This is a genomic window from Candidatus Poribacteria bacterium (genome assembly GCA_016866785.1).
GTDB lineage: Bacteria > Poribacteria > WGA-4E.
Genome location: VGLH01000058.1, coordinates 1 through 24,747 on the forward strand (window position 1 = coordinate 1; position 24,747 = coordinate 24,747).

Genomic DNA, 24,747 nt, shown 5'->3' on the forward strand with positions numbered 1-24,747 from the left:
CGACTTCGGGCAGCAAGTACCGTCGGACACGCGCCGCGAAAGCGATCTCACGTGGGGAGCCGTCCGGCACGCCCGCGAACCGAGGCATCACGGCGGCAAGCGCCTTTGCGACGGCGTCGAGTTCGCCCTGGGCTCCGGGTCCCACGAACAGCGACCCGGCAGCGAACGCGTCGTTCGGCATCGCGCGCCATGCGGACGTGCCCAACGCCGGGAGATCGCCATCGCCGACGCGGACTCGCACATCATCGCGTCCCACGGACGCGGACAGTACCGCCTGCGGCGCCTGCGATCCGCCGAAGAGCGCCGAGAGGAACCCGACCAAGCCCAGTGACGACGACGCAATCGAGGCTGCGTCGCGTCCGCCGTCTCCGATGCCAAGGGCTCCCAACAGATCCGTACGTGCCGCTGCCGTCTGCTCCCTGGCGGCGAGCACGACGACATCGGCTGTGCTGTCAACGCTCGGTACTCTCGACGACGGCGTGCGACCGCGAAGCGCGTCGATAGCGCGCGGGACACCATCTGCCGCCGTGCTATACACCAGCAGATCGTCCACGAACGCGAAGGATCGACCCGGGGATGCGAAGTAGGAAACTCCGTCATGCGTCAGGCTGGCAGGTCCGCCGCGAGACAGTCTCGATTGCGCCCGAGACGCGTCGCTGACCCGGATGACGGCGGTGAACGAGCCATCGCGCTCAAGGGCGAAGGCGATCCCCTGCGACGTGTCGAACCCCAGAGATTTCAGTTCTTCGTCGCTGGTGAAGCCAGCCTCGACGCGGCGAGCGAGGGCGCGCGCCAGCACTTCCTTGGGCGGGGCTGCCGCGTTGGTGAGAGATGCAGCCAGTCTGTCCAGATCGTCGCTGAGTTCGCGCAGGTCACGAATCCACACGACCGTGGACGTGCCCTGCGGCACGGCTCTCAGCAGCGCGGCTGCGTCGCCGCGAGCGTAGGGCGCCAGCGCGGACAACGAGATGAGGCATGCGGTCAGGAGCCGGAGATGCAGACTCATGGGCTCGACTCATACGTTGCGGGCAGCCCGTCGGCGCGAGGGCGTCTTGCCGACGATGCTGACCACGCGCTCGTTGCGACGGAGGTACGTCTGCGCCGCGCGCTGGACGTCGTCGGGCGTCACGGCGTAAACGCGCCCGGTGAACCCCTCGATGAAGTTATACCCGAGCCCGTATAGCTCATCCAAGCCGCGCCGGTAGGCTCGCTCCTCGTTGGTCTGTAGATGGACGAAGAAGTCGGCGAGGCACATGCGCCTGACGCGCTCGAACTCCTCGTCGGACAGCCCGTTGCGCCGCAGGTCTTCGACGGTCTCATCCAGTGCCGCCACCACTCTGGGCAACTGCTCATCCGTGGTCGCCGCGTAGATGTGGAGCATACCGGTGTCGATGCCAGCCTGGTGCTCGGCGCTCACCTCGTACACGAGCTGGCTCCCTCGGAGCTCCTTGTAGAGCCTGCCGCCCGGGTAGTTGAGCCCTGCCAGAGCCGCTTGCAGCACATGAAGCGCGTCGGCGTCCGGGTGCAGGAACGCAACACCGGGGTAGCCTACGCACAGGATCGTCTGTGCCATGTCGCGCCGCTCGAAGAGCCGGATCTCGCGCGACCGGCGCGGCATCAGCGTCCGTGCATCCGGCATGGGACCGGATTGCCAGCGCCCAAACAGGCGTTCCAGTTGGGAGAGCACATCGTCCGTATCGACGTCGCCAACGACCGAAACAACGCCGTTGTTCGGTTGGACGAACCGGCTGTGGAACCGTCGGCAGTCGTCGGCAGTCAGCGACTGGATGCTCTCCGGGGAGCCCTCCGGCACGTGACGGTACGGATGGTGCGCGAAGAACTCCGCGATCAGACGTCGGTACGCCACGTCGAACGCGTCCTCGGACGCTGAACGGATGATCGCCAACGTTTCGCGCTTGAGGGCTTCGATCTCCCGCTCGTCGAACGTCGGTTCGCGAGCGACATCGGCGAGGATCGTCATGCCGTCTGGCAGGTCGCGGCTCAGCAGGCTCATCCCGAAGCCAACGCTTTGGTTGCCGGAGACCGCTTCGAGGATGCCGCCTCGGCTCTCCACAGCGCGAGCGATGGCGGCGAGCGCGCGGGTGCGAGTGCCCCGCAGCGCTCCGTGGGCGGTCAGCCGCGACACGCCATTGGTCAGCGATGTCTCGCGGTATACGCCGCCGGCGAAGAACGCCCCGACGAACGCGATGGGTCGAGATCGGTCCTCCTGCACGACAATCCGCAGCCCGTTGTCGAGCCGATGGAGCGATGCTTTCGCGATCCCATTGGCTGGACGAACCCTGGGCGCTCGAGGTCGCGAGGTCGTTTTGGGGACCAACGCCACGTACGTGCGCGACTCGTCGCGGAGCGAGGCGACGGCGCAGCGGACCTCGTCGGCGGTGACAGCGCGCACACGGTCCAGGAAGCGTTCGTTGTAGTGTGCGTCGCCCGTCAGCAGTTCGTGATAACCGAGCGTGGCGGCTTCGTCTTCGATGGTCTCCGACCGAAAGAGCGCTTCCGCCTCAGCGATGGCGCGTGCTGTCTCGAGCGCCGCCTGGTTGATGCCGTCTCTGGATAGCCGTTCCATCGATTCGAGGACGCCGTCGAGGACCGTATCCATCTGGGACGGGTCGGCAGAGAACGAGACCCCTAGCAGCGAATCGCTGGACGGCTGCATTTCCGTCCAGGCGTTGACGCTGTGCGCGGCTTCGCGCGATTCCTTGAGCTCTTGGTAGAGCATCGAGCTCTCGGATCCGCCGAGCGCCAGGGCTGCGAGGAAAAGCGCGGCGGAGCTCTGGTGACCGAACGGTTGGGCGCGATACCCAATGATTCCGTAGCCCAGTTCGACGGGTCCCTCTCGCACGTCCTCCCGAGCGCCGACCTGTGCGGGCTCGGTCGGGATCGCCGGGGGCAGCCATGCCGCCGGTTCCATCCGACCCCACAGCGAACCGAGTCGCCTCTGCGTCCTGGCGATGTCGAGGTCGCCAACGACCGAGACGACGATGTTCTGAGGGACGTACGTCCGTCGATGGTATTCGGCGAGATCGTCCCGCGTGAGGGTCATGAACCGGTGACGGTAGCCCTCGATGGGCACCCGCATCGGATGGACCCGGTAGACGTTCTCGTAGAACATCCTCCCCAGCCGGTCGTCGGGGTTGTCCGCAACCTGGTTCAGCTCGTTGAGGATGACGCCGCGCTGCGTCTCGACATCGGAGTCTGGAAGCGACGGAGACTGGATGAAGTCGGAGAGCAGATCGAACGCGACGTCCGCGTGATCGGAAGGAGCCGTGACGAAATAGCGGGAATGATCGCGCGCCGTGTACGCGTTCGACACGTTCCCGAGGGTCTCGACGAGGTCGTCGATCTCCTCGCGGGAGCGCTTCGCGGTTCCGTCGTCGATGACGTGCTCGAGGAAGTGGGAGATGCCGGTTCCGAGCCACTCGCCCTCGTGGATCGTCCCGGCGCGCACCGTCACATGCAGCGAGAAGATCGGCGCGCGCCGGTCCTCGACGAGGAGCAGCGTGACGCCGTTCTCAAGCCGTGTTCTGACGAGCTCGGATGCTCGCGACTTTCTCTTCAAAGGCTTGGATCTCGTCCTGGTTGGTCAGCACACCGATCTCGGTCTCGAAGTGACGCCTGCCGCCGACCTCGAGGAACTGGAGCGTCCCGCGTTCCCGCTCCCTTGCTCGCCCCTCGACATGGCAGTTCGCCGGCTCGATCCCGACGACGTACACGCCTTCGGACATCATCTTCCACTCGACCAGATTCGGGAACTGGCTCTTGTGGTAGCGGACGTAGACGCCGATTCCCTTGCCGTCTCCGAACCGCTTGTTGACGAGCGCCACCCAGACGTGCCGGTTATCGTCCTCGATGACGTCGTGGTAGAAGACCTGCTCCTGGTAGCCCGCCACGGGCGCGTGGAAGCGGAAGCGCTCATGCATACCGGGCTCCGCCACGGCATCGCGCGGCGTCGACTTGTGAACCGGGACCAGCAGTTCGGAGCCATCGTCCAACACCGGGAACCCGATGTTGATGTGGTAGAGGTACATGAACGGCGAATCCGTGGGTCCCACGTTCTCGACGATATCGGAGATGAAGAGCCGGTTCTCGCCCATCTTCGCTGTCACGTTGCGGGTCACGCTGAAGTCGTACCGGCGGGGATTCGTGTCGCGCATCTGCCCCTGCGCCGACATGACGAACTGATTGCCCTCCCAACGTCCATCGGCATGGACGCGCTTCGCCGGTTGGTTGGCGATCCGTCCGTGATGCCCGAGGACCTCCCCGTCGTCCTCGTTGGGCGTCCCGACGTTCCCCAAACCGCAAGTCGTCAGCAAGCCGCCGAAGAAACTCTTCCGCCATCCGGTTCCTACGCCGTCGTAGAACTCCGGCGCAACGATTCCGCTGCCCGACCGCCACACCAAAGGCGTGCCCCGATAGTCGGCAGCGGCGATATCCATCGCGCGACTCGGAACGACGGTGAAGGTCAGTCCTGCCCCGGTGCGGAACTCGATGACCTCGACGCCCTTCTCGTTCCCTTCCGTGAGAAATGACCGCTGGACGCCAGCGATCTGCGAGATGTCACCGACGCGCCGCATCAGATCGGCTTTCGTCCATTCGGACCCAAACAGCTTCGTCATTTTGGTCTCCATCGCGGCAACAATCCCAAGTCGGCGGGTCCACCCCCGTCCCGCCGTCGTTCAGCCGCGCCAGTAAGTCGCCACGAGCGTCAGCCCGCCCAGAGCCCAGCAGTAGTACGCGAACGGATCGAACTTACCTCTGCGCGCCAAGCGCATCAGAACCGCGATCGATGCGAGTCCGACCACGAACGCCGCACCCATACCCACCAACACCGGCGGCAGTTCCGCGCTCGCGATGTTCGTGATGTTCCTCATATCGAGAGCAGTCGCGGCAAGTATCGCCGGGATCGAGAGCAAGAACGAGAACCGCGCAGCGGCTTCCGCCTGTACCCCAACCAGCATGGCGGCGCAGATGGTCGTGCCGGAACGCGAGATGCCCGGCAACGCAGCGATCCCCTGACCGACGCCGATTGATAGCGCCTGACGCCCTCGGATGCCTTCGAGCCCCAGCCGAGCGCGCGATAGCCGAGGAGCGACGAACAGCATCGTCCCAGTGACGAGCAGCATCGCACCGACGAACGCTGGCGTTTCGAACGCGCTCTCGATGCCCTTCCGGATGCCCAAGCCGATGATCCCCGTTGGAACCATGGCTAGGAGCAGATACAACGCGATGCGTGTCTGTTTGCGGTCCCGCAAGACTCCCGCCACGAGCGCCGCCAAGTCGCGCCGCATGTAGACAACCACCGCGAACAGCGTCGCCACGTGAAGCAGGATGTCGAACGTCAGGTTCTCGGCGCCCCCAAGCCCGAACAGATGCTGGGCGATGACCAGGTGGCCCGAGCTGCTGATCGGAAGGAACTCGGTCATGCCTTGAACGAAACCCAGTGATGCCGCTTCGATGATCGTCACTCATCACCCATGTCGTGGATGGGCTGTCTCAGCCGGTTACCTATACCTCGAGGATGACCGGAAGCACGAGCGGTCGTCGATCCGTCCGCTTCGTGAAGAACCGCCTTAGGGCGACCCGAACCGTCTCCTGAACGGTCTCCTGCTCCGACCGTTCCTCGGCATTCAGTGCGGCGACCGCCTCTCGGACGCGTTCCTTCGCGTCTTCGATGAGGTCCTCGGACTCGTCCACGTAGACGAATCCGCGTGAGACGAGGTCGGGACCGGCGACGATCTCCCCGGACTGCTGGTTCATCACGACGACGACGAGAACCATGCCGTCCTCGGAAAGCTGCTGGCGGTCGCGAAGCACGATCTCCTCGACATTATCCAGCAACTTCCCGTCCACGAGAATCCGTCCCGCCTGCACGGTCTCGCCGATCTCGCACGTCTCGCGCGTCAGCCGGATCTGCTGCCCATCCTCGACCACGAGCACGCGGGAAGGCGGCATTCCGACATCCTCCGCCAGTCGCGCATGGCGCACCAACTGACGGTACTCGCCGTGGATCGGGATGAAGAACTTCGGCCTCACCAGGTCGAGCATCAGCTTCAGGTCCTCCTGCGAGCCGTGCCCAGACACGTGGATGCCGGCGGCGGGCCCATAGTAGACGTCAGCGCCCCGTCGGTACAGGTGGTTCACCAGCCTGCCGACGTCGCGCTCATGCCCTGGGATGATCCGCGCCGAGATGACCATCGTGTCGCCAGGTGCAATCTTCAGGCGCGCGTGGCTGTCGTTCGCCATCAGCGCCAACGCCGACAGCGGTTCGCCTTGGCTGCCGGTTGTCAGGACCATGCTTCGCTCGGGGGGCAGGTCGCCCAGGTCGCGGATATCGACCAGGACGCCCGCAGGAACGCGAAGGTAGCCGAGCTCCGACGCGATCTTGATGTTGTTGACCATGTTCCGGCCGGTCGTCCCGATGCACCGGTTGAACTCGACGGCGAGGTCGACGAACTGCTGGATGCGGTAGAGGCTCGATGAGAAGGTCGAGACGATGAGCCTGCCTCGCGCTGACCGGAAGATGCGCTCGAGTGCCGGCAAGATGGAGCGTTCCGACGGTGTGTGCCCGGGCCGCTCGACGTTCGTGCTGTCCGACAGGAGGAGCGTGACGCCCCTCTCGCCCAGTTGGGCGAACCTGCCGATGTCCGGGCGCTCAAGCCCGGCCGGCTCGTGGTCGAACTTGAAGTCCGCCGTGTGGACGATGGTTCCGGCAGGCGTATGCAGAGAGATCGCCAAGACCCCGGGGATGCTGTGCGACATCTGAAGGAACTCGCATTCCACAGCCCCGAAGACGAGGCGAGACGTCCGGTCGATCTCGCGTAGGTCCGCCTTCGAAAGAACGCCGTACTCCTGCAGACGGCTGCTCGCCAGCGCGAGAGTCAAGCGCGCGCCGTACACGGGTACGTCGACGTGCTGCAGGAGATGCGCCAGACCTCCGATATGGTCTTCGTGGCCGTGCGTCAGCAGAACCGCACGGAGGTTGTCGCGCTTCTCGATGAGGTAGGTGATGTCCGGCAGGACGAAATCGACGCCGAGCATGTTGGAGTCGGGGAACATCATGCCGGCGTCGATGACGATCAGGTCGTCGCCGCATTCGACGAGCATCATGTTCATGCCGAACTCGCCGAGCCCGCCGAGCGGCGTCAGCACCACGCTGTGCGATGTCTCAGTCTGAGGAATCGGTGTCCTCCCGTTCGATCCTCGGCGTCGTCAGCCGACCACCAGGTTCAGCAGCTTGTTCTGGACGAAGATGACCTTGCGGATCGTCTTGCCTTCGAGATGGCGTCGCACGTTCTCGTCGGCTAAGCCCGCTGCCTTGGCGTCCTCCTCAGACGCTCCGGTCGGCAGCTCGACCCGCGCTCGCAGCCGGCCGTTCACCTGCACGACCAGCGTCACGGTATCGACCTCCAGCGCCGACGGATCGACCGTGGGCCATCCCGCCGTCAGGATGCTGCCGGAGAACCCCAGAGACGACCACAGCTCTTCTGCGACATGCGGTGCAAAGGGTCCGAGGAGGCGCGGCAAGGCTTCCAGCGCCTCGCGCACCAAGGCTCGCGCGTTGTCGCCGAACGGCGGTTTCCAGTCCTGTAGATGGTTCACGAGCTCCATCGTCGCTGCGATGGCGGTGTTGAACTTGAAGCGTTCCTCGATATCCGTCGTGACGCGCTGGATCGTCGTGTGCGTCGTGCGGCGGAGCGCTTTCTCCTCATCGGTCAATGACGACAGATCGGGCGCGGAGCCGGCAGCCGCCGCATGGGGTCTCAGGTCCTCGAACGTGCGCCAAAGCCGGTTCAGGAATCGGAAGCATCCCTCGACTCCCTGGTCGTTCCATTCCAGGTCGAGCTCCGGCGGGGCGGCGAACAGCGAGAAGAGACGTGCCGTGTCCGCGCCGTATCGCGTCACGAAGTCGTCCGGAGATACGGAGTTCCCCTGCGACTTGGACATCTTCGCGCCGTCCTTGGTGACCATGCCCTGCGTGAAGAGCCGCTCGAACGGCTCGTCGCACGGCGACAGACCGAGGTCGTAGAGGACCTTCGTGACAAAGCGCGCATAGAGCAGGTGCAGGATGGCGTGCTCGATCCCGCCGACGTACTGATCGACCGGCATCCAATACTTCGCGGCGTCGCGGTCGAAGACGCCGTTCTCGTGCCGAGGCGACGTGAAGCGCAGGAAGTACCACGACGAATCGACGAACGTCGCCATCGTGTCCGTCTCGCGTCGGGCAGGCTTGCCGGTTCGGGGCGACACGACATTGACGAACCCGGCGTGGCGCGCCAGCGGGTTGGCTCCCTTGCCGGTGAACTCGACGTCGCGCGGATGCTGCACGGGCAGATCGTCCTCGGGAACCGGCGTCAGCGAGCCGTCGTCCTCGTAGATAACGGGGATTGGGACGCCCCAGTACCGCTGGCGGCTGATGAGCCAGTCGCGCAGCCGATAGTTGACGGTGCGCTCGCCCCAGCCCTTCTCGGCAAGATAGGCGGTGATCCGCTGCATGGCATCGCGATTCGGCACGCCGTCGAACGGTCCCGAATGCGCTTGCACGCCGTCATCGACATAGGCTGCGGTCATCGATGCCGGGTCGAGATCCGCGTCCTCAGGTTGGATGACGACCTTGACCGCCAAACCGTACTTCCGCGCGAACTCGAAGTCCCGCTGATCGTGCGCGGGAACCGCCATCACGGCTCCCGTGCCGTACTCCATCAGCGCGTAGTTGGCGACCCAGAGCGGGACCCGGTCGCCGTTCAGTGGGTTGATGACATGGAACCCCGTGAAGACGCCCTCCTTCTCCGTCCCTTCCGCCGTGCGCATGTCCACCGTCTGGGCCCGCAGGCGGTTGACGAACGGCATGACGCGGTCGGCTTCCGGCGACTTCGCGATCAGCTCGTCGATCAGCGGGTGCTCCGGCGCCAGCGACATGAAGGTCACGCCGTAGACCGTATCGGGTCGCGTCGTGAATACGGGCAGCGTTTCGCCGGTCGATTCGACGACGAAGTCGATGCGCGCGCCTTCGGATCGCCCGATCCAGTTCCTCTGCTGCTGGATGACTCGCTCGGGCCAGCCGGTCAGTCGGTCCAGATCATTCAGAAGGCGTTCCGCATAGGCAGTGATGCGCAGATACCACTGGTCCAGACGCCGCTTGACGACGGGTGCGCCGGTTCGCCACCCCTTGCCGTCGATCACCTCCTCGTTCGCCAGGACCGTCTCATCGACGGGGTCCCAGTTGACAAGTCCGCCGCGACGGTAGGCGATGCCCATCTCCAGCATTCGCAGGACGATCCACTGGGTCCAGCGGTAGTAGCCGGGGTGGTGCGTCGACAGCTCGCGCTTCCAGTCGTACGAGATGCCCAACTGCCCGAACTGCCGCTTCATGTAGGCGATGTTGTCAGCCGTCAACGACGCCGGATGCGCGCCGCGTTCGATGGCTGCGTTCTCCGCTGGAAGCCCAAGCGCGTCCCATCCCATCGGATGGAGCACCGCGTAGCCTTGGGTGGCTTTGTATCGGGCGAGCACGTCGCCGAGGACGTAGTTCCGCACATGCCCCATGTGAAGGTAGCCCGACGGATACGGGAACATCTCCAACAGGTAGAACTTGGGCTTGCGCGGATCTTCGTCGACGCGGAACGCCTCCGTGTCTGCCCAGCGTTTCTGCCATCGGGTCTCGATGGACGTGAAGTCGTAGTCTGGCATGGGTGACCTCTCTGATCCGTGCGCGTGGCGGTGGGAGTAATCATACTGCGGCGAGTACTGCCCTTCAAGCCGAAGCGCGCGGCTGCGGGCTGTGCGGACGGTCGACGAAGGCCGCAGCGGGCCGCGCATTGGGTGGTATCATCCATCGGCAGACGCCGCGCCCAGAACCCGAAGGAACCCGCCGCTTGAGCTCCCGATCCTCAACCGACCCGCGCGAGATGCGTCTCGCCTATGCGTCGTGGATCGCCGTCTGCATTCTCTGGGGAAGCGGCTTCCTTGCGATCCGTGTCGGCGTCCAGACGATACCGCCGATGCTGTTCGCTGGCTTGAGGATTCTCGCTGCCGGTGGTCTCCTGACCGGCTGGCTCGTGCTGCGGGGCAACCGGCTTCCTCCACTCCGGGACTGGGTCCCGCTCAGCCTGATTGGGCTCGCCCTCGAAGGCGTGACAAACGGCGTCCTGTCGTGGGCGGGTCTGTGGCTACCGAGTGGGCTCCTCGCGCTCTCCCTCGCCACGACGCCTTTCTGGATGATCGCGATCGAGTCCGCGCAACCCGGCGGTGATCGGCTCACGCTCCGAGCCGTGCTAGCGCTCCTGATCGGCTTCGGAGGGGTTCTCTGGCGTGTCGAACCTCAGTTGCGGGGCTTCTCGCTGGACCCTCGCACCGCCATCGCCTGTGTCCTGACGCTGCTTGTGTCCGCTTCGGTGGCGGCGGGCTCCGTGTACAGTCGGCACGTGCGGGTCGAGGCGTCGCCCTTCATGTCCGCCGGAATCCAGCAGATAGCCGCCGGCGTCGTCCTCAGCTTTGTCGGCACGTTCCTCGGCGAGTGGACCCGCTTCCGAGTGGATGCTCCCTCGGCGGCAGCGTTCCTATATCTTCTTTCCGCCGGTTCGATCGTTGGGTTCAGCGCCTATATCTACGCGTTGGACAAGCTGCCAATCGCGCTCGTCTCTCTGCACCGTTACGCGAACCTGATCGTCGCCGTCCTGATGGGTTGGGCAATCCTCGGCGAGCCGCTCACGTATCGAGACGGCGTCGCCGTTGCCGCCATGCTGATCGGCGTCGCGCTCATGCGCAAACCCAAGGGGGCAACGAACGAGATCCGCGCCCGCGACTGACGGTGCGCCATGACTTGCCGCCGTGGGCAGCGGTGTACCAGCAGACACAACGCTGGATCGTCATGCGCCGCTTTGCTTGGATAGCGAAGTTCCGGCGTCTGGCACGAGACGATGAACGACTGTCCACGACGCTGGCAGGACTGCGCTTCGTTGTCTTTGGCATCCCCATGCTCAGACGCGTTGTTGAACTCATCGCCCGAAGCCCATCGAAGGCTCCTGGCTATGCCTGGTATCGGTAGATCACGACCGATATCGCGGCAAGGGCGACGAGGGAGCCGTCCAGCGCCCAGCGCGATACTGGGGCGTACCGAGCCAGGGTCTGTCTCCCGCGAGCCAGAAACACGCCCAGGATCGGCACCAGCGAAAGAAAGAAGAACGCCTTCACGGTGGAGTAGGTGGGAATCTCCATCGTGAACAAGATGAGCGATCCCCATGTCCAGACGGCGACGGCGGCGAGCAGCGTGTCTGGGTTCCGGGCGGGACGCCGCCAAGCTGATGCGAGCGTCGAGCCGAACCCCAACGCCATGGCGGCGGTGGGCAGCGCCGCCAGGATCAGCGTGACCCCTGCCCAGAAGTACCCGTGCGTGTTCTCCATCCTCAGGAAGTTCGTGTGCGGGTCGGACCACATAGAGGCGTAGTTGCCGTTCAGCCACGTCGACCATCGCGCTCGCTCCGGGTGGTTCACGAACACGTCGCCGAACCCTACGTAGAACCCCACCGTGCGATAGCTCGGGTTCTGTTCGTAGTGGAACCCCGAAGCGACATCCCAGTTGCCGATGAACGCGTTATCGAAGATGCGCAGGTTCCGGGCGTAGAACCATCCGCACACGAGCAACCCAACCGCCATGTAGAGGGCGAGCGACTGCCACACAGCGCGCCTCGTCCGGGAGAGCCTGCGGAACCCGAACGCCAATGCGCCAGCGACGAATGAGAACAGACCGGTGAACTTGGCGAGCAGGGCGACCCCCGTGGCAAATCCAGACGCGACTGCCGTGCGGTCGCGCACACGGTCGCTCGACTGCCATACGAGCAGCACGTACACAGCACCCGCGATGACGGTTCCAGAGAACACCTCGTTCGTAATGAGCGGGTTCATGTAGAGGGACATCGGCAGAAAGGCGGCGAACAGCGTTGCCGCCCACTGCGCACCGACTCGCTGCGGCATCAGGCGTCGGACATAGAGCCAGGTCAGCACGACGGTTGCGAGCCCTGTAAGGCATCCGAAGTACTGGACTCGCTTCAGGGCGAACTCCGGGGAGGCGTCGCCGCCGAACGCGCGATACACCAGCGCTGCCGCGAAGTAGTAGAGGGGAGGCTGGAACATCTCCCAGCCCTCGACGGCGATGGGCGTGCGCCACGTGCTCGCCACGCGCTGGATGTACTCGACGTGCCCCGCCCAGTCGAAGCTGGCGCGCGTGTGAGGATAGAGTGTCGTGTTCGCCAGGTTCAGCCATATCGCCACAGCCAAGAGCGCCGCAGGGACGCCGTACTCGACCCACTTCGGCATTTGCCTTTCCGGCTGAGGAGGGGGCGCTGGCGCCATCGCTCGCCGCACAACGACCCAGAGAACCGAACCGGCGGCGAGTGCCAGCCATGCGAACGCCAACCACCGGGCCCTGCGCCATCCGCTCCACTGTTGAAGAGGACCGGGAGCCGGAGCCCGATGCAGGGGATCGACGACCGGCTGCAAGTCCGTGAACTCCGGCTCCAGTGCCGCCTGCCACTCCGACGCGTCGCTCAGAGCCCGAGGCGTCTCGACCCGCAACGCCGGGATGGCTTCGGCGTTCGACACACGGATCCGCAGTTCGTTGGTGCTCGTGCGCGTGGTGGGTGTCAGGCTGTACTCGACAAGGCGCTTCCAGTTGCCGACCGGCTGGTCGGGGTGAACCTCGACGCCGTTGTGGAGGACGGTCGGTGTCGTGAAGGCTCGCAAGCGTAGAACGATCCCAGTCGGCACGGATTCCACCGTGTAGCTCCGCACGAACTCGACATCCTTCGAGACGCGCCCATGCTGGAAGTTCAGGATCTCCTGGACCGGGTGGAGCATCCAGGAGCCGCGCAGCGACGGTGGGAGGAACTCGATGCTCGGATCGCGAAGCGCCTGGCGTCCGACGTAGAGCAGAGGCAGCCCGAACAGCGCGAGCGCGAGCACGGCACGGGCGAGCCACGTTGACGCCGCAGCCCGGCATAGGATCGCGTAGGCAGAGGCGATGCGGAACCCGGGACGGCTCATGGTGGTTCGTTCTATCGTTCGGGTTCGAGACCGGTGTCGAGCAGTGCGCATCGGAAGCCGCAGAACGCGCTCGGCACGGCTGCCGCCTGAGACGCCCGTGCCGATGTGCGGACATCGGCGGAGACGCTTCGCCACGAGCCGCCTCGGATGACTCGGCGCGACTCGTCGGCGACGGTTGATGCGTCGCCGTCTCGGAAGGCAAGACGCTCGCCGCAGACGGCGTTTGGTTCCGACGCTTCCGGCGACGAGTAGAACGACGCGTCGTACTCGTCGGCGCACCATTCCCAGACATTGCCCGACATGTCGCAGATGCCGTACGGGTTCGGGGCGAACCGTCGGATCGGCGACGTGCCGCCGATGCTGCCGCCATAGTTGGCGAGCCGAGGCTGCAACGAACCGTTTGCCGTGGCGTAGTCGTACCGGCGTCCGCCTCGTGCCGCTGCTTCCCACTGCGCCTCTGTCGGGAGCACGAACCCAGCCCATTCGCAGAAGGCAGCGGCGGCATGCCACGTCACGCCAGTTACCGGGCAGTTCTCCCTGCCCTGTGGTGGCGTGTCGCCGATGAACTCCCGGAGGTAGTTCTCGTGACGGGCGACACCGGCGACGCGGGGGCTCCAACCGGGCTTCACCCTCAGGAACGCGGAGAACTGCCGGTTTGTCACCGGGAATGTAGCGATCCAAAAGCCGTCCAACGGTACTCCGTGGACTGGTCGCTCGTCGGGCTTGCCGACCGGGCTCCCGATGTCCACCGTACCGCCTGGGATCCACACGAAACTCACGTTCTGCCCGCCGGCAGGGAGTGGAACCGTCCTGGGTTCCCGCGACTCGGAAGCCATGGACGGGCGCGGTGGTGAACCTTGGCGTTCGATCTCCTCGCGTTGCGGGCGACTCTGGGCAGCCTGCTGCCGCGACCGGAGGAGCTCGCACTGCCGTTCGGAGACGGCGAGGGCGCGTTCCAGTCGTAGCCGTTGTCCGTCGAGCTCGGAGAGCCTACGCGAGGTTTCGTGCAGGTCCTCCTCGCGTCGGCTCAACTGCGCGCTCAACTGCTCGATCTGCGCCCGCATCGTCAGATTTTCCTTGCGGATGCGAGTGATCTCGGTCTCGAGGCGGCGGATTTCGCCTCGGAGGACCGTGCCGCCGAGATCGGGTCCCGATTGGGAACCGGCCGTGGCGCCAGAGGACTGCTGAGCCGACGACGGGCGCTGGTTGCGTCGCTGCATCTGCTGCCGGTCGTGCTCGCGCCGTCGCTCCGGGTCGCCCAGGATCGCGAACGCCGAGTTCAGCTCGCGAGTGCGAGCCTCAGCCCACTCTTTGCGCTCCGGGTTCTTGTCTGGGTGCAGGCGGCGTAGGAGAGCGCGATAGACGGCTCGGATCGTGTCGACATCGGCTTCTTGGTGGACTTGGAGAACGCGGTAGGGATCCATGTCGTCCTTGGGTCGGCTCGGCGATCGACCGTTCCAGTGGTATGATCCGTGCTTGACGCCGAGTGCCGACGTCCGGTAGTGTTCCGAGCGATGCGCCCACGCAACGTGCGGAGCCAATCCTAAGAAGTCCACGGCGAATGCGCAAGTTCCAGGAAGGGCTGTCGGAAGAATCCGTCCTGTTCGTGAGCGTCGCGAAGTGGTTTGTGCTTGCTTCAGCGGTCGGCGTTCTCGTCGGGATCGGGACAGCCGTCTTCCTTCGGTGCCTCGAGTGGACGACAGCCTGGACGAACCAGTACACGTACTACTTCGTCGCGCTGCCCCTCGCGCTGTTCGCCACGGCGTTCCTCATTGAGCATCTCGCCCCGGACGCCCACGGTCACGGCACCGACAAGGTGATCGAGGCGGTTCACCATCGGTCCGGGTTCATCAAAGCCCGAGTTGTGCCGGTGAAGTTGGCGGGAACCGTCATCACGCTGGCGTTTGGCGGCTCAGCCGGCAAGGAGGGTCCCTGCGCGCAGATCGGCGCCGGACTGTCGTCGATCTTCGCGGGCGTGCTCCGACTGGTCGACCAAGACCGCAGGAAGCTGGTCATTTGCGGCATCAGCGCTGGTTTCGCGACGGTGTTCGGAACGCCGATCGCAGGAGCCGTATTCGGGATCGAGGTCCTCTACTGCGGCAGCATCCTCTACGATGTGCTGCTGCCATCGTTCGTCTCGGGCACGATCGGCTATCAGGTGGCATCGGCGCTCGGCGTTCAGTACCAGTACCACCCCGTCGACTTCGTGCCCGCCTTCAGCGAAGCGTTCTTCATCAAAGTGGCGCTGTCCGGCGTGTTCTTCGGCATGTGCGCGTTCCTGCTCATCGAGGCGTTCGGGAGAGCTGAGAACATCTCGGAGAGGCTGTCGATGTGGAAGCCCAGCAAGGCGATCATCGGCGGCGCTGTGCTCGTAGGGTTGACCTTGCTCGTCGGGTCGCGCATGTACCTCGGACTCGGACTCGACACGATCGACGGAGTCCTGAAGGGCAAGGCGGTGCCGTGGTATGCGTTCGCTCTGAAGATCGTCTTCACCGTCGTAACGCTGGGATTTGGTGGTAGCGGGGGCGTTGTGACGCCCATCTTCTTCGTCGGAGCCACGTCCGGGAGCCTGTTCGGAACGCTGGCAGGTCTCGATCCGGCGACCTTTGCTGCGATTGGCATGGCTGCTGTCTTGGCGGGAGTAGCGAACACGCCCATCGCCGCGAGCATCATGGCGGTCGAGTTGTTCGGGCCCACCATCGCCCCCTATGCCGCGATCGCGTGCGTCGTCAGCTTCTTGATAACGGGACATCGGAGCGTGTATCCAGCGCAGATACTCGCATTTCGAAAGTCGGCGTCCGTAGACGTGCCGATTGGCGAGGAGTTCGAGCATGTCGAGGTCGCGATCCATCCCCGCGATCGCAGCGTCTTGGGTGTCGTCCTGAAAGCGACGTCCGCCGTGGAGAGCCGCCTCGCCAAGTTCCACAAGCGTCCCGACGAGGACACGAGAGAATGAACGCATCCTTCCCCAACGTGCGCATGAGACGGCTTCGTGCAACGCCAACCTTGCGCCGGATGGTGCGTGAGACGAGCCTTTCGGTCGACGGTCTGATCTATCCGATGTTCGTCGTTCGTGGCGAGGGTGTTCGGCGCGAGATCGCGTCGATGCCCGGCTGCCACCAACTCAGCATCGACGAACTGGTCAAGGACGCCGAGGAGCTCGTCGGTCTTGGGGTTCCCGCGACGATCCTGTTCGGGATCCCGGACCACAAGGACCCGGTCGGTTCCGAAGCCTACGACGACCACGGGATCATTCAGGACGCCGTCCGAGCACTCAAGCGAGCGACGCCGGATCTGCTCGTCATCACCGACGTATGTCTGTGCGAATACACGAGCCACGGACACTGCGGCGTGCTTCACGGCGAGGACGTCGACAACGACGCGACGCTCGAGCTGCTTGGCATAGAGGCGGTGTCCCACGCCCGGGCTGGCGCCGAAATGATCGCGCCGTCGGACATGATGGACGGCAGAATCGGCGTCATCCGCCACGCCCTCGACGACGCCGGCTTTGATCGCATCCCAATCATGGCGTACTCGGCAAAGTACGCCTCCGGGTTCTACGGACCGTTTCGCGACGCTGCCGAGTCGGCGCCGCAGTTCGGGGACCGCCGCTCGTACCAGATGGACCCGCCGAACATCGATGAGGCGCTCCGCGAGGTCGCACTGGACCTCGACGAGGGGGCGGACATCGTCATGGTCAAGCCGGCGCTGTCGTATCTGGACGTCATCCACGCCGTGAAGCAGCGCTTCGGCGTACCGCTCGCCGCCTACAACGTCAGCGGCGAGTATTCGATGATCAAAGCCGCCGGACGACTGGGCTGGCTCGACGAAGAGCGGATCATGGTCGAGACGGTGACTTCGATCCGACGCGCCGGGGCAGACCTGATCCTCACCTACTTCGCCAAGGACCTCGCCAGACTGCTTGGAGCCTAGCTAGCATTCTCAGCGAGCGCGAACGCCCCGAGCAGCCCCGACCGGTTCCCCAGCCCAGGCGGAACGATGTACCCGTCGATGCTGCTCAGGATCGAGGGGGACTGGATGTAACCGTTGAGCAGTTCCGCCGTCCGTCGGCGGATCTGCGGGAACAGGTGGCGCTGCTCCATGACGCCTCCGCCCATGACGATGCGCTGGGGCGAGAGCACGCAAACCAGATCGGACAGCGCGAGCGCCAGGTACTCGGCTTCGAGTTCCCAAGCCGGATGCGATGGCGGGAGCGTCTCAGTGGACGCGCCCCACCGGGCTTCGACGGCGGGACCGGCGGCGAGACCCTCGAGGCAATCGCCGTGGAACGGACACGAGCCCTGGAACGGGTCGCGCGCCGGATCCCTTCTGACGCGGATGTGACCCATCTCGGGATGGATCAGCCCGTGCATCAGCCTGCCGTTGACGATCCCGCCGCCGCCGATCCCAGTGCCAATGGTGAGGTAGATGAACGTGTCGAGTCCTTGCGCCGCTCCCCACCGATGTTCGCCCAGCGCCGCGGCGTTCACATCCGTGTCGAAGCCGATGGGCACGCGCAGAGCCTGTCGAACATAGCCTGCGAAGTCCGTGTTCGCCCATCCGGGCTTCGGCGTGGTCGTGATGTAGCCGAACGTCGCCGATGACGATTCGGGATCGACAGGTCCGAAGGACGCGATTCCCACGGCATCCAGCTCGTAGCGTTCGAAGTAGTCGATGGTCCGCCGGAGCGTCTCGTCGGGCGTCGTCGTCGGGAACCGAACTTCGTCGCGGACATCATCGGGCCCGGTTCCCACAGCGCAGACGAACTTCGTGCCGCCCGCTTCGACGCCTCCCCACAACGGCATGTTCGGTTCCTTTCATGCACAGCACCGTCCGGGACATCATCCACGGCGCGCGGCGGATACGTTGGCGATGAAGGCATCTTCCATCGAAGGAGCAACGGGTTTCATCGTCGGAGCCGGTTTGCCCGTCGGCGCGAGCGCACGCTCCAAACCACCGACGTCGGAGCCCTCGGTCAGGACGCGCACTCGGTCCGTGAAGACCTGGACGGCGATCACTTCCGGCAGTCGTTGCAGCTCGCGGCTCGTTGACGGCGGGTCCTGGCACTCGATCTCCACGACGCGCCCCTGGATCGCCTGCCGAAGCGATGACGGCGACGCTTCAGCGATCAGGCGTCCCTCGGACAGCAACCCGACGCGATGGCATCGCTCGGATTCATCCATGTAGGGAGTGGAGGTCACCAGCGTCGTGCCATCGGAGAGGAGCCGATACAGGATCGCCCAGAAGTCGCGCCGCGACACCGGGTCGACGCCCGTGGTCGGTTCATCGAGCAGAAGCAGCGGAGGTCGGTGGAGGATGGCACAGATGAGCGCCAGCTTCTGCTTCATCCCGCCGGAAAGTTGCTGGGATTGCCGCGAACGGAACGGCGACAGCCGGCTCGATTCCAGGAGCTCCTCGACAAAGAGGCTGCGGCTGTCGACGCCGTAGAGCTCGGAGAAGAACCGGATGTTCTCATCGACGGACAGCCTCGGATAGAGGCTGAACTGCTGGGGCATGTAGCCGAGCATTCGCCGGGCACGTTCGGGTTCCGCACGAACGTCGACGCCGCCCACCGACACGTTGCCGCCATCGGGAAGCAGCGCGCCGCAGAGCAGCCGCATGAGCGTCGTCTTGCCGGCTCCGTCCGGTCCGAGCAACGCATAGCTCTCGCCGGCGATGATCGTGATCGACACGTCCTGGACGGCGGCGACGGCTCCGAACTTGCGCGATACGCCCTCGACGACCAGCATCGGCGTCACCCGCCGTCGATGGTTGCGTCTGCCGGCATGCCGGGCTTGAACACGCCTTCGGAGTTGGGCAGCGCGATCTTAACCGCGTAGACCAGCTTCACGCGTTCGCTGCGAGTCTGGATGTTGCGGGGCGTGAACTCCGCCTTCGGCGATATGTAAGACAGCGAGCCTTCGAACGTTCGGTCGTCGCCGTCGACGCGAACTTGCACCGACTGTCCTAGGCGCAGGTGCGCGACATCCATGCCGGAGACGTAGATGGTCAGTGTGGCTGTGGCGAGGTCGGAGACGACGCATATCGGCGAGCCGGGCGACACGACTTCGCCAACCTCCACGACCTTCTCCGTGATGCGCCCCGACACCGGCGACCGAATCTCTGCGTCCGAAACCTGCTGCTCCAAGAGGCGGACGGCTTCCTCAGCGGCGCGGCGCTGTGCCGACGCAGCTTCGAGCGACTGCTGACGGATACGGACCTGATCTGGAGCCGTCTCGGCGACCTTGACGGCGGAACGAGCCTGCTGTGCGGCTGATTCCGCGAGCGCGATGTCCTCGCGGCGGAGTTGGTTCTGGAAGTCGCTGGCACGCGCCAGAACGAGATTCGCCTCCGCCTGTTGAACGCCGGATTCAGCCGCCGCGATGTCCAACTCGCGCGCCCGCGTCTGAATGGTCAACGCGTCGGCGAGATCGACTCCTGCTGCTGCGGCGTCTCGCTGCGCTCTGGCGGCGTCCTTGTCCTCGTCGCGCACCGCGTTGCGCGCCAGCTCGAGTTGCTTGACAGCGACGACATGCATCAAGCGAGCCGTCTCAAAGGCGAGTGACGCCGCGTCGTACGCCTGCTGCGACAGAGCCCCCTGCTCGAACAGCGACCTGGAGCGATCCCGGTTGCTGCGAGCGTTCTCCAGTCGCGCAGACGCCGCTTCGACGTTCGCGATGGCGGTGTCGATCTCCTGGTTGCGGGCGCCAGTCTCCGCCTTTGCAGCCTGTGCCGAAGCAGCGGCGAGAGTCGCGCGCGACTGGGACGCCAGTGCGACCTCCTGCCTTCCCTGGAACTCGCGTGCCGCGAGCGCTTGATCGAGGCGCACGCGCGCTGCTGCCAACGCGGCTTCGGCGATCCGGGTCTGTTCCTCGACTTGGGCTTTGGTGAGGCTTCCGCCGATGCGCGCCTGTTCGACGCGGTTCTCGGCGGCTCGCGCTGCCGTTCGCGCTTGGTCGAGTGTCTCGCGCGTTCTGGTTCGTTCGACACTGAGGGCTGCCGCAGCCTGCGCCTCAAGCGCCGACGCGGCGTCGCGTCCAGCCACTGCCTGAGCCAACTGCGCTTGGAGCTTCACGTCGTCGATGCGTGCGATCACCTGCCCCTGCGCGACCGCCGCGCCTTCCTCCAACGACAGCTCGACGATCCTGCCCGGGATCGTCGACGCGATGTCGGTCTCGGTGACCTCGATGGTTCCTGTGGCGACGATGGCTGATCCCTGACTGCCATCGCGACATCCGACGAGCGCGACGATGGCACTCACAACGAACCATATGCCGATTCTCATGTCGGCGCCTCCGTCAGACTCGACCAGACTCACGACGCGACAGTGTAGCACGGACGCCATGAGTGCGCAGGAGGTGGCGCACCGCCCGTACGCGACGAGCCGGGGGGCTCGAATGAACCCCCCGGCTCCTAGAACCATGGCTCTTCCGCGACGCCTAGTGGTCGGTTACACAGAATCGTTTGTGTCTCGCGCCCTCACCCTAGCCCTCTCCCTGAAGGAGAGGGGATGATTCCCTCCTTTGCAGGAGGGAGGGCGTTGCCAACGATCCATCGCCACTCACCACTAGCGATTCTGGACCTTCAGATCAGCCCATGCGGCAGCCATCTTGCCCTTCGGCGAGACGGCAAGCGCGACGGAGAAGCCCTTCTTCATGATCTCGTTGACTTCGGCTTCCGTGATCGCGCGATCGTAGATGAACGCTTCATCGACATAGCCGGTGAGGGGCCACGTGCCCGGCTTTTCGCCTGTGCCGACCATGAAGTCGGTCTTGAGCTCGGGCAGCGGGTCATTGACCGGCGCGCTCTCGTGGATCACCTTGCCGTCGAGGTAGATCAGTACCTTGCCTTTGCCGATCGTCATGACGTAGTGGTACCACTTCTTCTGCTCGACGACGGTCGACGCCACCGACACATCGTTGTGTCCGCCCGCGTTGTAGAACGGATTGAATCCCGGGTTGATCATGATGCGATACTGGCAGCACTCGCCTTTGACGGCGCCTACGCCGGCTTCGCTGCCGCCGATGATGCCTTCATACGTCGTGTGGCTCTGAAGCTGGAACCAGGAACCGACGGAAATGGCGTTGTTCGGCAGCTTCGAGAAGAGGCCCGGTGCAGTGACCACCGACTGCCCGCCTGTCAGCTCCACAGCCTGTCCGAACGGACCCTTGACCCACTTGCCGTTGACGATCGTGCCCTTGACGCCCTTCACGACGTCGGTCGTCGTGTCGCCCTTGCCTTCGTCCATCGTGAAGGCGGCGAGCAGACCCTTCGTGTCGAGTGCTGCCGACGCGGATGCCGCGATCAGCAACGCCGAGCCAACCATACCCACAGTCAGAAGCCTGCGCAGCATAGAGGTCCTCCCTCCATAGCATTTCAGAGGCCGCGTGTCCCGCGAACCCGTCGCGGCGATCCGTCTCACGCATGAGTCTAGCGCACCACCGATGCTCCTACAAGGTTCATCGGCCTGATTGGACGGACGGCGGCGGCGTGAGGTTCAGCAGATCGCGGATGGCGAGGATACGCTGGCGGGCATCCGCGTCTGGATCGCCGTGTTCGTCGATGAAGTCCACGACGTCGACGACGAAGTCCTCCTCGAGCGTCGCCAGTTGACTTGGGATGAGCCGCAGGATTCTGTCGAAGTCTCGCTTGGCGTCGTCTTTCCGTCGGAACGGAAACGGCGTGAACCGGCAGGTGACGCCGTGGATGAATAGCGTCTCCGCGTCGTCGGGCGACATCTCGATGGCGCGATCCATGCGATGGAGTCCACGACGGATGAGCTGCACCTTCCGATGCGGCCATCGCGTGAACTTCGCCTTCATCGCCGTGAGCGCGCCGATGTAGGCTTCGGCACGACCGGCTCGCTCGGGGAACTCGCGCGCGAGCCGGGCGAAGAGGCGTATCGTCGGCTCGATGAGCGACTCGTCATCGGGGCAGTCCGCGAACCGGTTCCGCGCCGCGACGAAGGGGTCCTCAGGGCGAGCCGCTGGCTCCTGCGCCGTCGCCACGCCAACCAGGGCAAGAACCAGGAGGACCCAGAGCCCTGCGAATGCCCTCACGCGTACAGACCTCGCGTGAGCTCCCGCGCCGCGTCGACCATGAGATCGGCAGCTTCCGGGGCGACCTTGCTCCAGTGGGCGGTCGTGCATTCGTAGCCTCCGCGAGCGTAGTTGGCGGGAGGCGGGGCGTATCCGACCATGCCGTTCGCCGCGCCGACCACGAACGTGGGATCGAACGGGCTTTCGAGTTTGATCCGAAGCCCGCTTTCCACGAATGCCTCCGCCGGGAGCCCCACCAGCGCTGTCGAACCGATTCGGATCGCCTGCACCTCGGCGCGGCTGAAGTCGCGCTCCTTCTTGCGTTCAACGAGCCCGAGCAGCGATTCGGCATAGGTACGGTTCGCGCCGTATCGCTGGACACCAGGCGGCAGAAGGACGTCTTCGCCAGCGACGACCCGCTTCGCGTCGTCGATCTCCGCTTGCGGGATCGCCCGCAACGGCAACTTCGCAGTCGCGCTCCGGGCGTCCAGCCGCGCTTCCTGGACGTACGACATCCGCCCCATGATGGGCTCCAGGTCATTGGCGAGGACGGTTCCCATCCGGTCCGGGTCGTCGCGGTAGTCAGGATCGACCCAGTTCGCGCTGTGGACATTGCCGAACGCTCCGTTGAGCACGAGGCAGGGCGCACCGTGTCGGTCTCGTATCTCGCGTGCCAGGGCGCCGGGCCAGCTCGCGGACACGGTCCGCATGTCGTACGGATGAACCGGATGGCATGACCAGTTGTATGCGAAGCCCAGCGTCTCGCCGGACGGCCGACGGGCATGCAGCAGGCAAATCTGCGGATCGATGGGCCCCTCGCAGGCGAGGACTTGAGGGTTCGCCACGCCTGGCTGAGTTCGGACGATGCCGCTCTTCGTGATCCAGCGCCGGTTGAAGGAGATGCGTCCCTCGAATCCGACGCCGATACCGAGCTCGGCGGACTCCAAACTCGCGGTCGCTTCGACGGCGAGGCTGACGAGCGTTTCCTTCAGGCGTTCGAGGTACGTGTCGTCACGGCGAAAGGGCCCGATGGAGACGATGGCAGGTCCCGCGTGGTTGTGCGTCGCTGCGACCATCAGGTTGCCGGTGGGCACTCCGGCAGCCCGTTCGACGCGCTGACGGATGTCGATCACGTCGCTGCCTCGGATCGACAGCAGGTCGAGCGAGACGACGCCGACGCGCACGCCACCGGACTCGATCAGCATCAGCCGGGCGAAGACCGGGTCGCGCACGCGCTCGGCGGGACGGGCGAGGTCCAACCAGCCCGCCAACTGGGTTCCCATGGGCGGGGTGATATCGGCTTCGGAGAACGCGACTCGCAGAGCCATCAGGCAGCCACCTCCATGATCTGCTGCGGCTCGGAGAACACCTTGCGGATTGCGTCGGCGAACCGAGCCATGAGGTCCGTGTCGTTCGGAGCGTTAATTCCGAAGACGTAGAGCGCCGCGTCGATGAACGCCGAGGCTTTCGGGTAGTCCTCCGGGTGGTATTCGACTTGCCGGGGATGGTTCGACCATGGATGTCCCTTGCCGAACCCGACGCGCGTCTGGAACACACGCTGCGACGGCACGGGCATTCGCTGCCACTGACCGACGTCCATGCCCTCGGCTCGAAGCGCCCGCGAGACCTTTTCGCGGAACTGAGTCACCGGCACGTCCAAGCCGAGCTCGTCGGGATGGAGCGTCACGACGTAGTTGTAGTAGGAGTGATCGACATGCTCCGGCTCGAATGGCGGCTGGATACCCGGAACGTCGCCGAGGGATCGAGTCAGCGCGTGGCAGTTCTCGATGCGCGTCTTGTTGAGCTGCGGGAGGCGCGCGAGTTGACTCCGAGCGAACGCCTGCCCGAACACGTCGCCCCGATACATCCAGCCCATGCCCCGCGCGTCATACTGCTGATCCTGTCGCTCCCGTCCCGGGATGACGATCTCGCCTAGGTATTGCAGCGTCTTGGCGCGCTCGTTGACGACGTAGTCGTTCGTCACGAAGAGCCCGCCTTCGCTGCCGGTCGTCAGGTTCTTGGACATCTGCGTGCTGAATCCGCTGCAGATGCCCATGGTTCCGCACATTCTGCCCTTGTACCGAGAGCCGTGCGCCTGCGCGCAGTCCTCGATCACATGGAGCTCATGCTTCGAGGCGATTGCCTGGATCGCGTCCATCTCGCACGGCATGCCGTGGATGTGCACCGGCACGATTGCCTTCGTGTGCTCCGTGATCGCCTGCTCGATGAGCGCCGGATCCATGCAGTAGGTGGTCGGGTCGATATCGACGAAGACGGGTATCGCGTTGTGGTGGAGCGCGGCGGCGGCGGTCGCCCAGTACGTATGAGCCGTCGTGATGATCTCGTCACCGGGCCCGATCTCCAAACCGGCGACGCACATGTGGAGGGCGGCGGTTCCGCTGTTGGTCGGGACGCAGTACTCCACGCCCAGATACTCGCAGAACTCGCGGGCGAGCCGCTCCGCCTGGTGCTGGCGTTGGACGTTGATGTTCTCGACGGACAGGACTTCGGCGACGGCAGCGCGCTCGGCGTCGGTGATCCAGGGCCACGGCTTGATCGTTCCGGGCGCGATGACGGGGGTTCCACCGTGAACGGCGAGTTGCTCTCCCATCGAATGGGCTCCTGTTGTCCAGAGTTAGGCGTCTGAAGG

At 65.1% G+C, this 24,747-nt stretch carries 18 protein-coding genes; 3 read left to right on the forward strand and 15 right to left on the reverse strand.

Annotation, left to right across the window (positions count from 1 at the left end):
- The 6 genes from FJZ36_10050 to FJZ36_10075 form a co-directional block, all read right to left on the reverse strand.
- Positions 1 to 1,006, reverse strand: a 1,006-nt coding sequence (locus FJZ36_10050) for a hypothetical protein (GenBank protein ID MBM3215241.1), incomplete at its 3' end; no start/stop codon positions are given.
- Between the two features lie 9 nt (positions 1,007 to 1,015).
- Entirely contained in the window at positions 1,016 to 3,580 is a 2,565-nt protein-coding gene (locus tag FJZ36_10055) for an insulinase family protein (GenBank protein ID MBM3215242.1), read from the reverse strand.
- Positions 3,534 to 4,649 (reverse strand): DUF4432 family protein, encoded by a 1,116-nt coding sequence (locus FJZ36_10060; GenBank protein MBM3215243.1) that lies wholly within the window; start codon positions 4,647 to 4,649, stop codon positions 3,534 to 3,536. The genes FJZ36_10055 and FJZ36_10060 overlap by 47 nt, the downstream gene beginning before the upstream one ends.
- Positions 4,650 to 4,697: 48 nt before the next feature.
- Complete coding sequence (locus FJZ36_10065; GenBank protein ID MBM3215244.1) at positions 4,698 to 5,486, reverse strand: undecaprenyl-diphosphate phosphatase; 789 nt, start codon at positions 5,484 to 5,486, stop codon at positions 4,698 to 4,700.
- Positions 5,487 to 5,526: 40 nt separating this feature from the next.
- Positions 5,527 to 7,134: a ribonuclease J gene (locus FJZ36_10070; protein ID MBM3215245.1), complete on the reverse strand. Its 1,608-nt coding sequence runs from the start codon at positions 7,132 to 7,134 to the stop codon at positions 5,527 to 5,529.
- Positions 7,135 to 7,230: 96 nt separating this feature from the next.
- Positions 7,231 to 9,708 (reverse strand): leucine--tRNA ligase, encoded by a 2,478-nt coding sequence (locus FJZ36_10075; GenBank protein ID MBM3215246.1) that lies wholly within the window; start codon positions 9,706 to 9,708, stop codon positions 7,231 to 7,233.
- A gap of 185 nt (positions 9,709 to 9,893) precedes the next feature.
- Here FJZ36_10075 and FJZ36_10080 point away from each other — a divergent pair, with 185 nt between their 5' ends.
- Positions 9,894 to 10,826 (forward strand): hypothetical protein, encoded by a 933-nt coding sequence (locus FJZ36_10080; protein MBM3215247.1) that lies wholly within the window; start codon positions 9,894 to 9,896, stop codon positions 10,824 to 10,826.
- Positions 10,827 to 11,046: 220 nt separating this feature from the next.
- Here the strand turns inward: FJZ36_10080 and FJZ36_10085 are convergent, their stop codons facing one another.
- Together FJZ36_10085 and FJZ36_10090 are read right to left on the reverse strand one after the other, a co-directional pair.
- Positions 11,047 to 13,110 (reverse strand): glycosyltransferase family 39 protein, encoded by a 2,064-nt coding sequence (locus FJZ36_10085; GenBank protein MBM3215248.1) that lies wholly within the window; start codon positions 13,108 to 13,110, stop codon positions 11,047 to 11,049.
- Positions 13,071 to 14,483, reverse strand: coding sequence for a hypothetical protein (locus FJZ36_10090; GenBank protein ID MBM3215249.1), 1,413 nt, complete (start codon positions 14,481 to 14,483; stop codon positions 13,071 to 13,073). The genes FJZ36_10085 and FJZ36_10090 overlap by 40 nt, the downstream gene beginning before the upstream one ends.
- Before the next feature lie 137 nt (positions 14,484 to 14,620).
- Between FJZ36_10090 and FJZ36_10095 the strand changes: the two genes are divergently transcribed.
- Positions 14,621 to 16,015: a voltage-gated chloride channel gene (locus FJZ36_10095; GenBank protein MBM3215250.1), complete on the forward strand. Its 1,395-nt coding sequence runs from the start codon at positions 14,621 to 14,623 to the stop codon at positions 16,013 to 16,015.
- Positions 16,012 to 16,992, forward strand: coding sequence for a porphobilinogen synthase (hemB, locus tag FJZ36_10100; protein ID MBM3215251.1), 981 nt, complete (start codon positions 16,012 to 16,014; stop codon positions 16,990 to 16,992). The genes FJZ36_10095 and hemB overlap by 4 nt, the downstream gene beginning before the upstream one ends.
- Here hemB and FJZ36_10105 read toward each other — a convergent pair.
- The 7 genes from FJZ36_10105 to FJZ36_10135 all read right to left on the reverse strand — a co-directional run bounded on the left by FJZ36_10105 (position 16,989) and on the right by FJZ36_10135 (position 24,708).
- On the reverse strand, positions 16,989 to 17,864 hold the full coding sequence (locus tag FJZ36_10105) for an ROK family protein (protein MBM3215252.1): 876 nt from the start codon (positions 17,862 to 17,864) through the stop codon (positions 16,989 to 16,991). The two genes, hemB and FJZ36_10105, sit on opposite strands and share 4 nt — an antisense overlap.
- A 36-nt stretch (positions 17,865 to 17,900) precedes the next feature.
- Positions 17,901 to 18,809: an ABC transporter ATP-binding protein gene (locus FJZ36_10110; GenBank protein MBM3215253.1), complete on the reverse strand. Its 909-nt coding sequence runs from the start codon at positions 18,807 to 18,809 to the stop codon at positions 17,901 to 17,903.
- Between the two features lie 5 nt (positions 18,810 to 18,814).
- Positions 18,815 to 20,482: an HlyD family efflux transporter periplasmic adaptor subunit gene (locus FJZ36_10115; protein ID MBM3215254.1), complete on the reverse strand. Its 1,668-nt coding sequence runs from the start codon at positions 20,480 to 20,482 to the stop codon at positions 18,815 to 18,817.
- 144 nt (positions 20,483 to 20,626) lie between these two features.
- Complete coding sequence (locus FJZ36_10120) at positions 20,627 to 21,412, reverse strand: LamG domain-containing protein (GenBank protein ID MBM3215255.1); 786 nt, start codon at positions 21,410 to 21,412, stop codon at positions 20,627 to 20,629.
- Between the two features lie 106 nt (positions 21,413 to 21,518).
- Entirely contained in the window at positions 21,519 to 22,118 is a 600-nt protein-coding gene (locus tag FJZ36_10125; protein MBM3215256.1) for a hypothetical protein, read from the reverse strand.
- Complete coding sequence (locus FJZ36_10130; GenBank protein MBM3215257.1) at positions 22,115 to 23,425, reverse strand: hypothetical protein; 1,311 nt, start codon at positions 23,423 to 23,425, stop codon at positions 22,115 to 22,117. The genes FJZ36_10125 and FJZ36_10130 overlap by 4 nt, the downstream gene beginning before the upstream one ends.
- A complete protein-coding gene (locus tag FJZ36_10135) occupies positions 23,425 to 24,708 on the reverse strand; it encodes a DegT/DnrJ/EryC1/StrS family aminotransferase (GenBank protein ID MBM3215258.1) in 1,284 nt (427 codons plus the stop codon). The genes FJZ36_10130 and FJZ36_10135 overlap by 1 nt, the downstream gene beginning before the upstream one ends.
- Positions 24,709 to 24,747 lie beyond the last annotated feature (39 nt).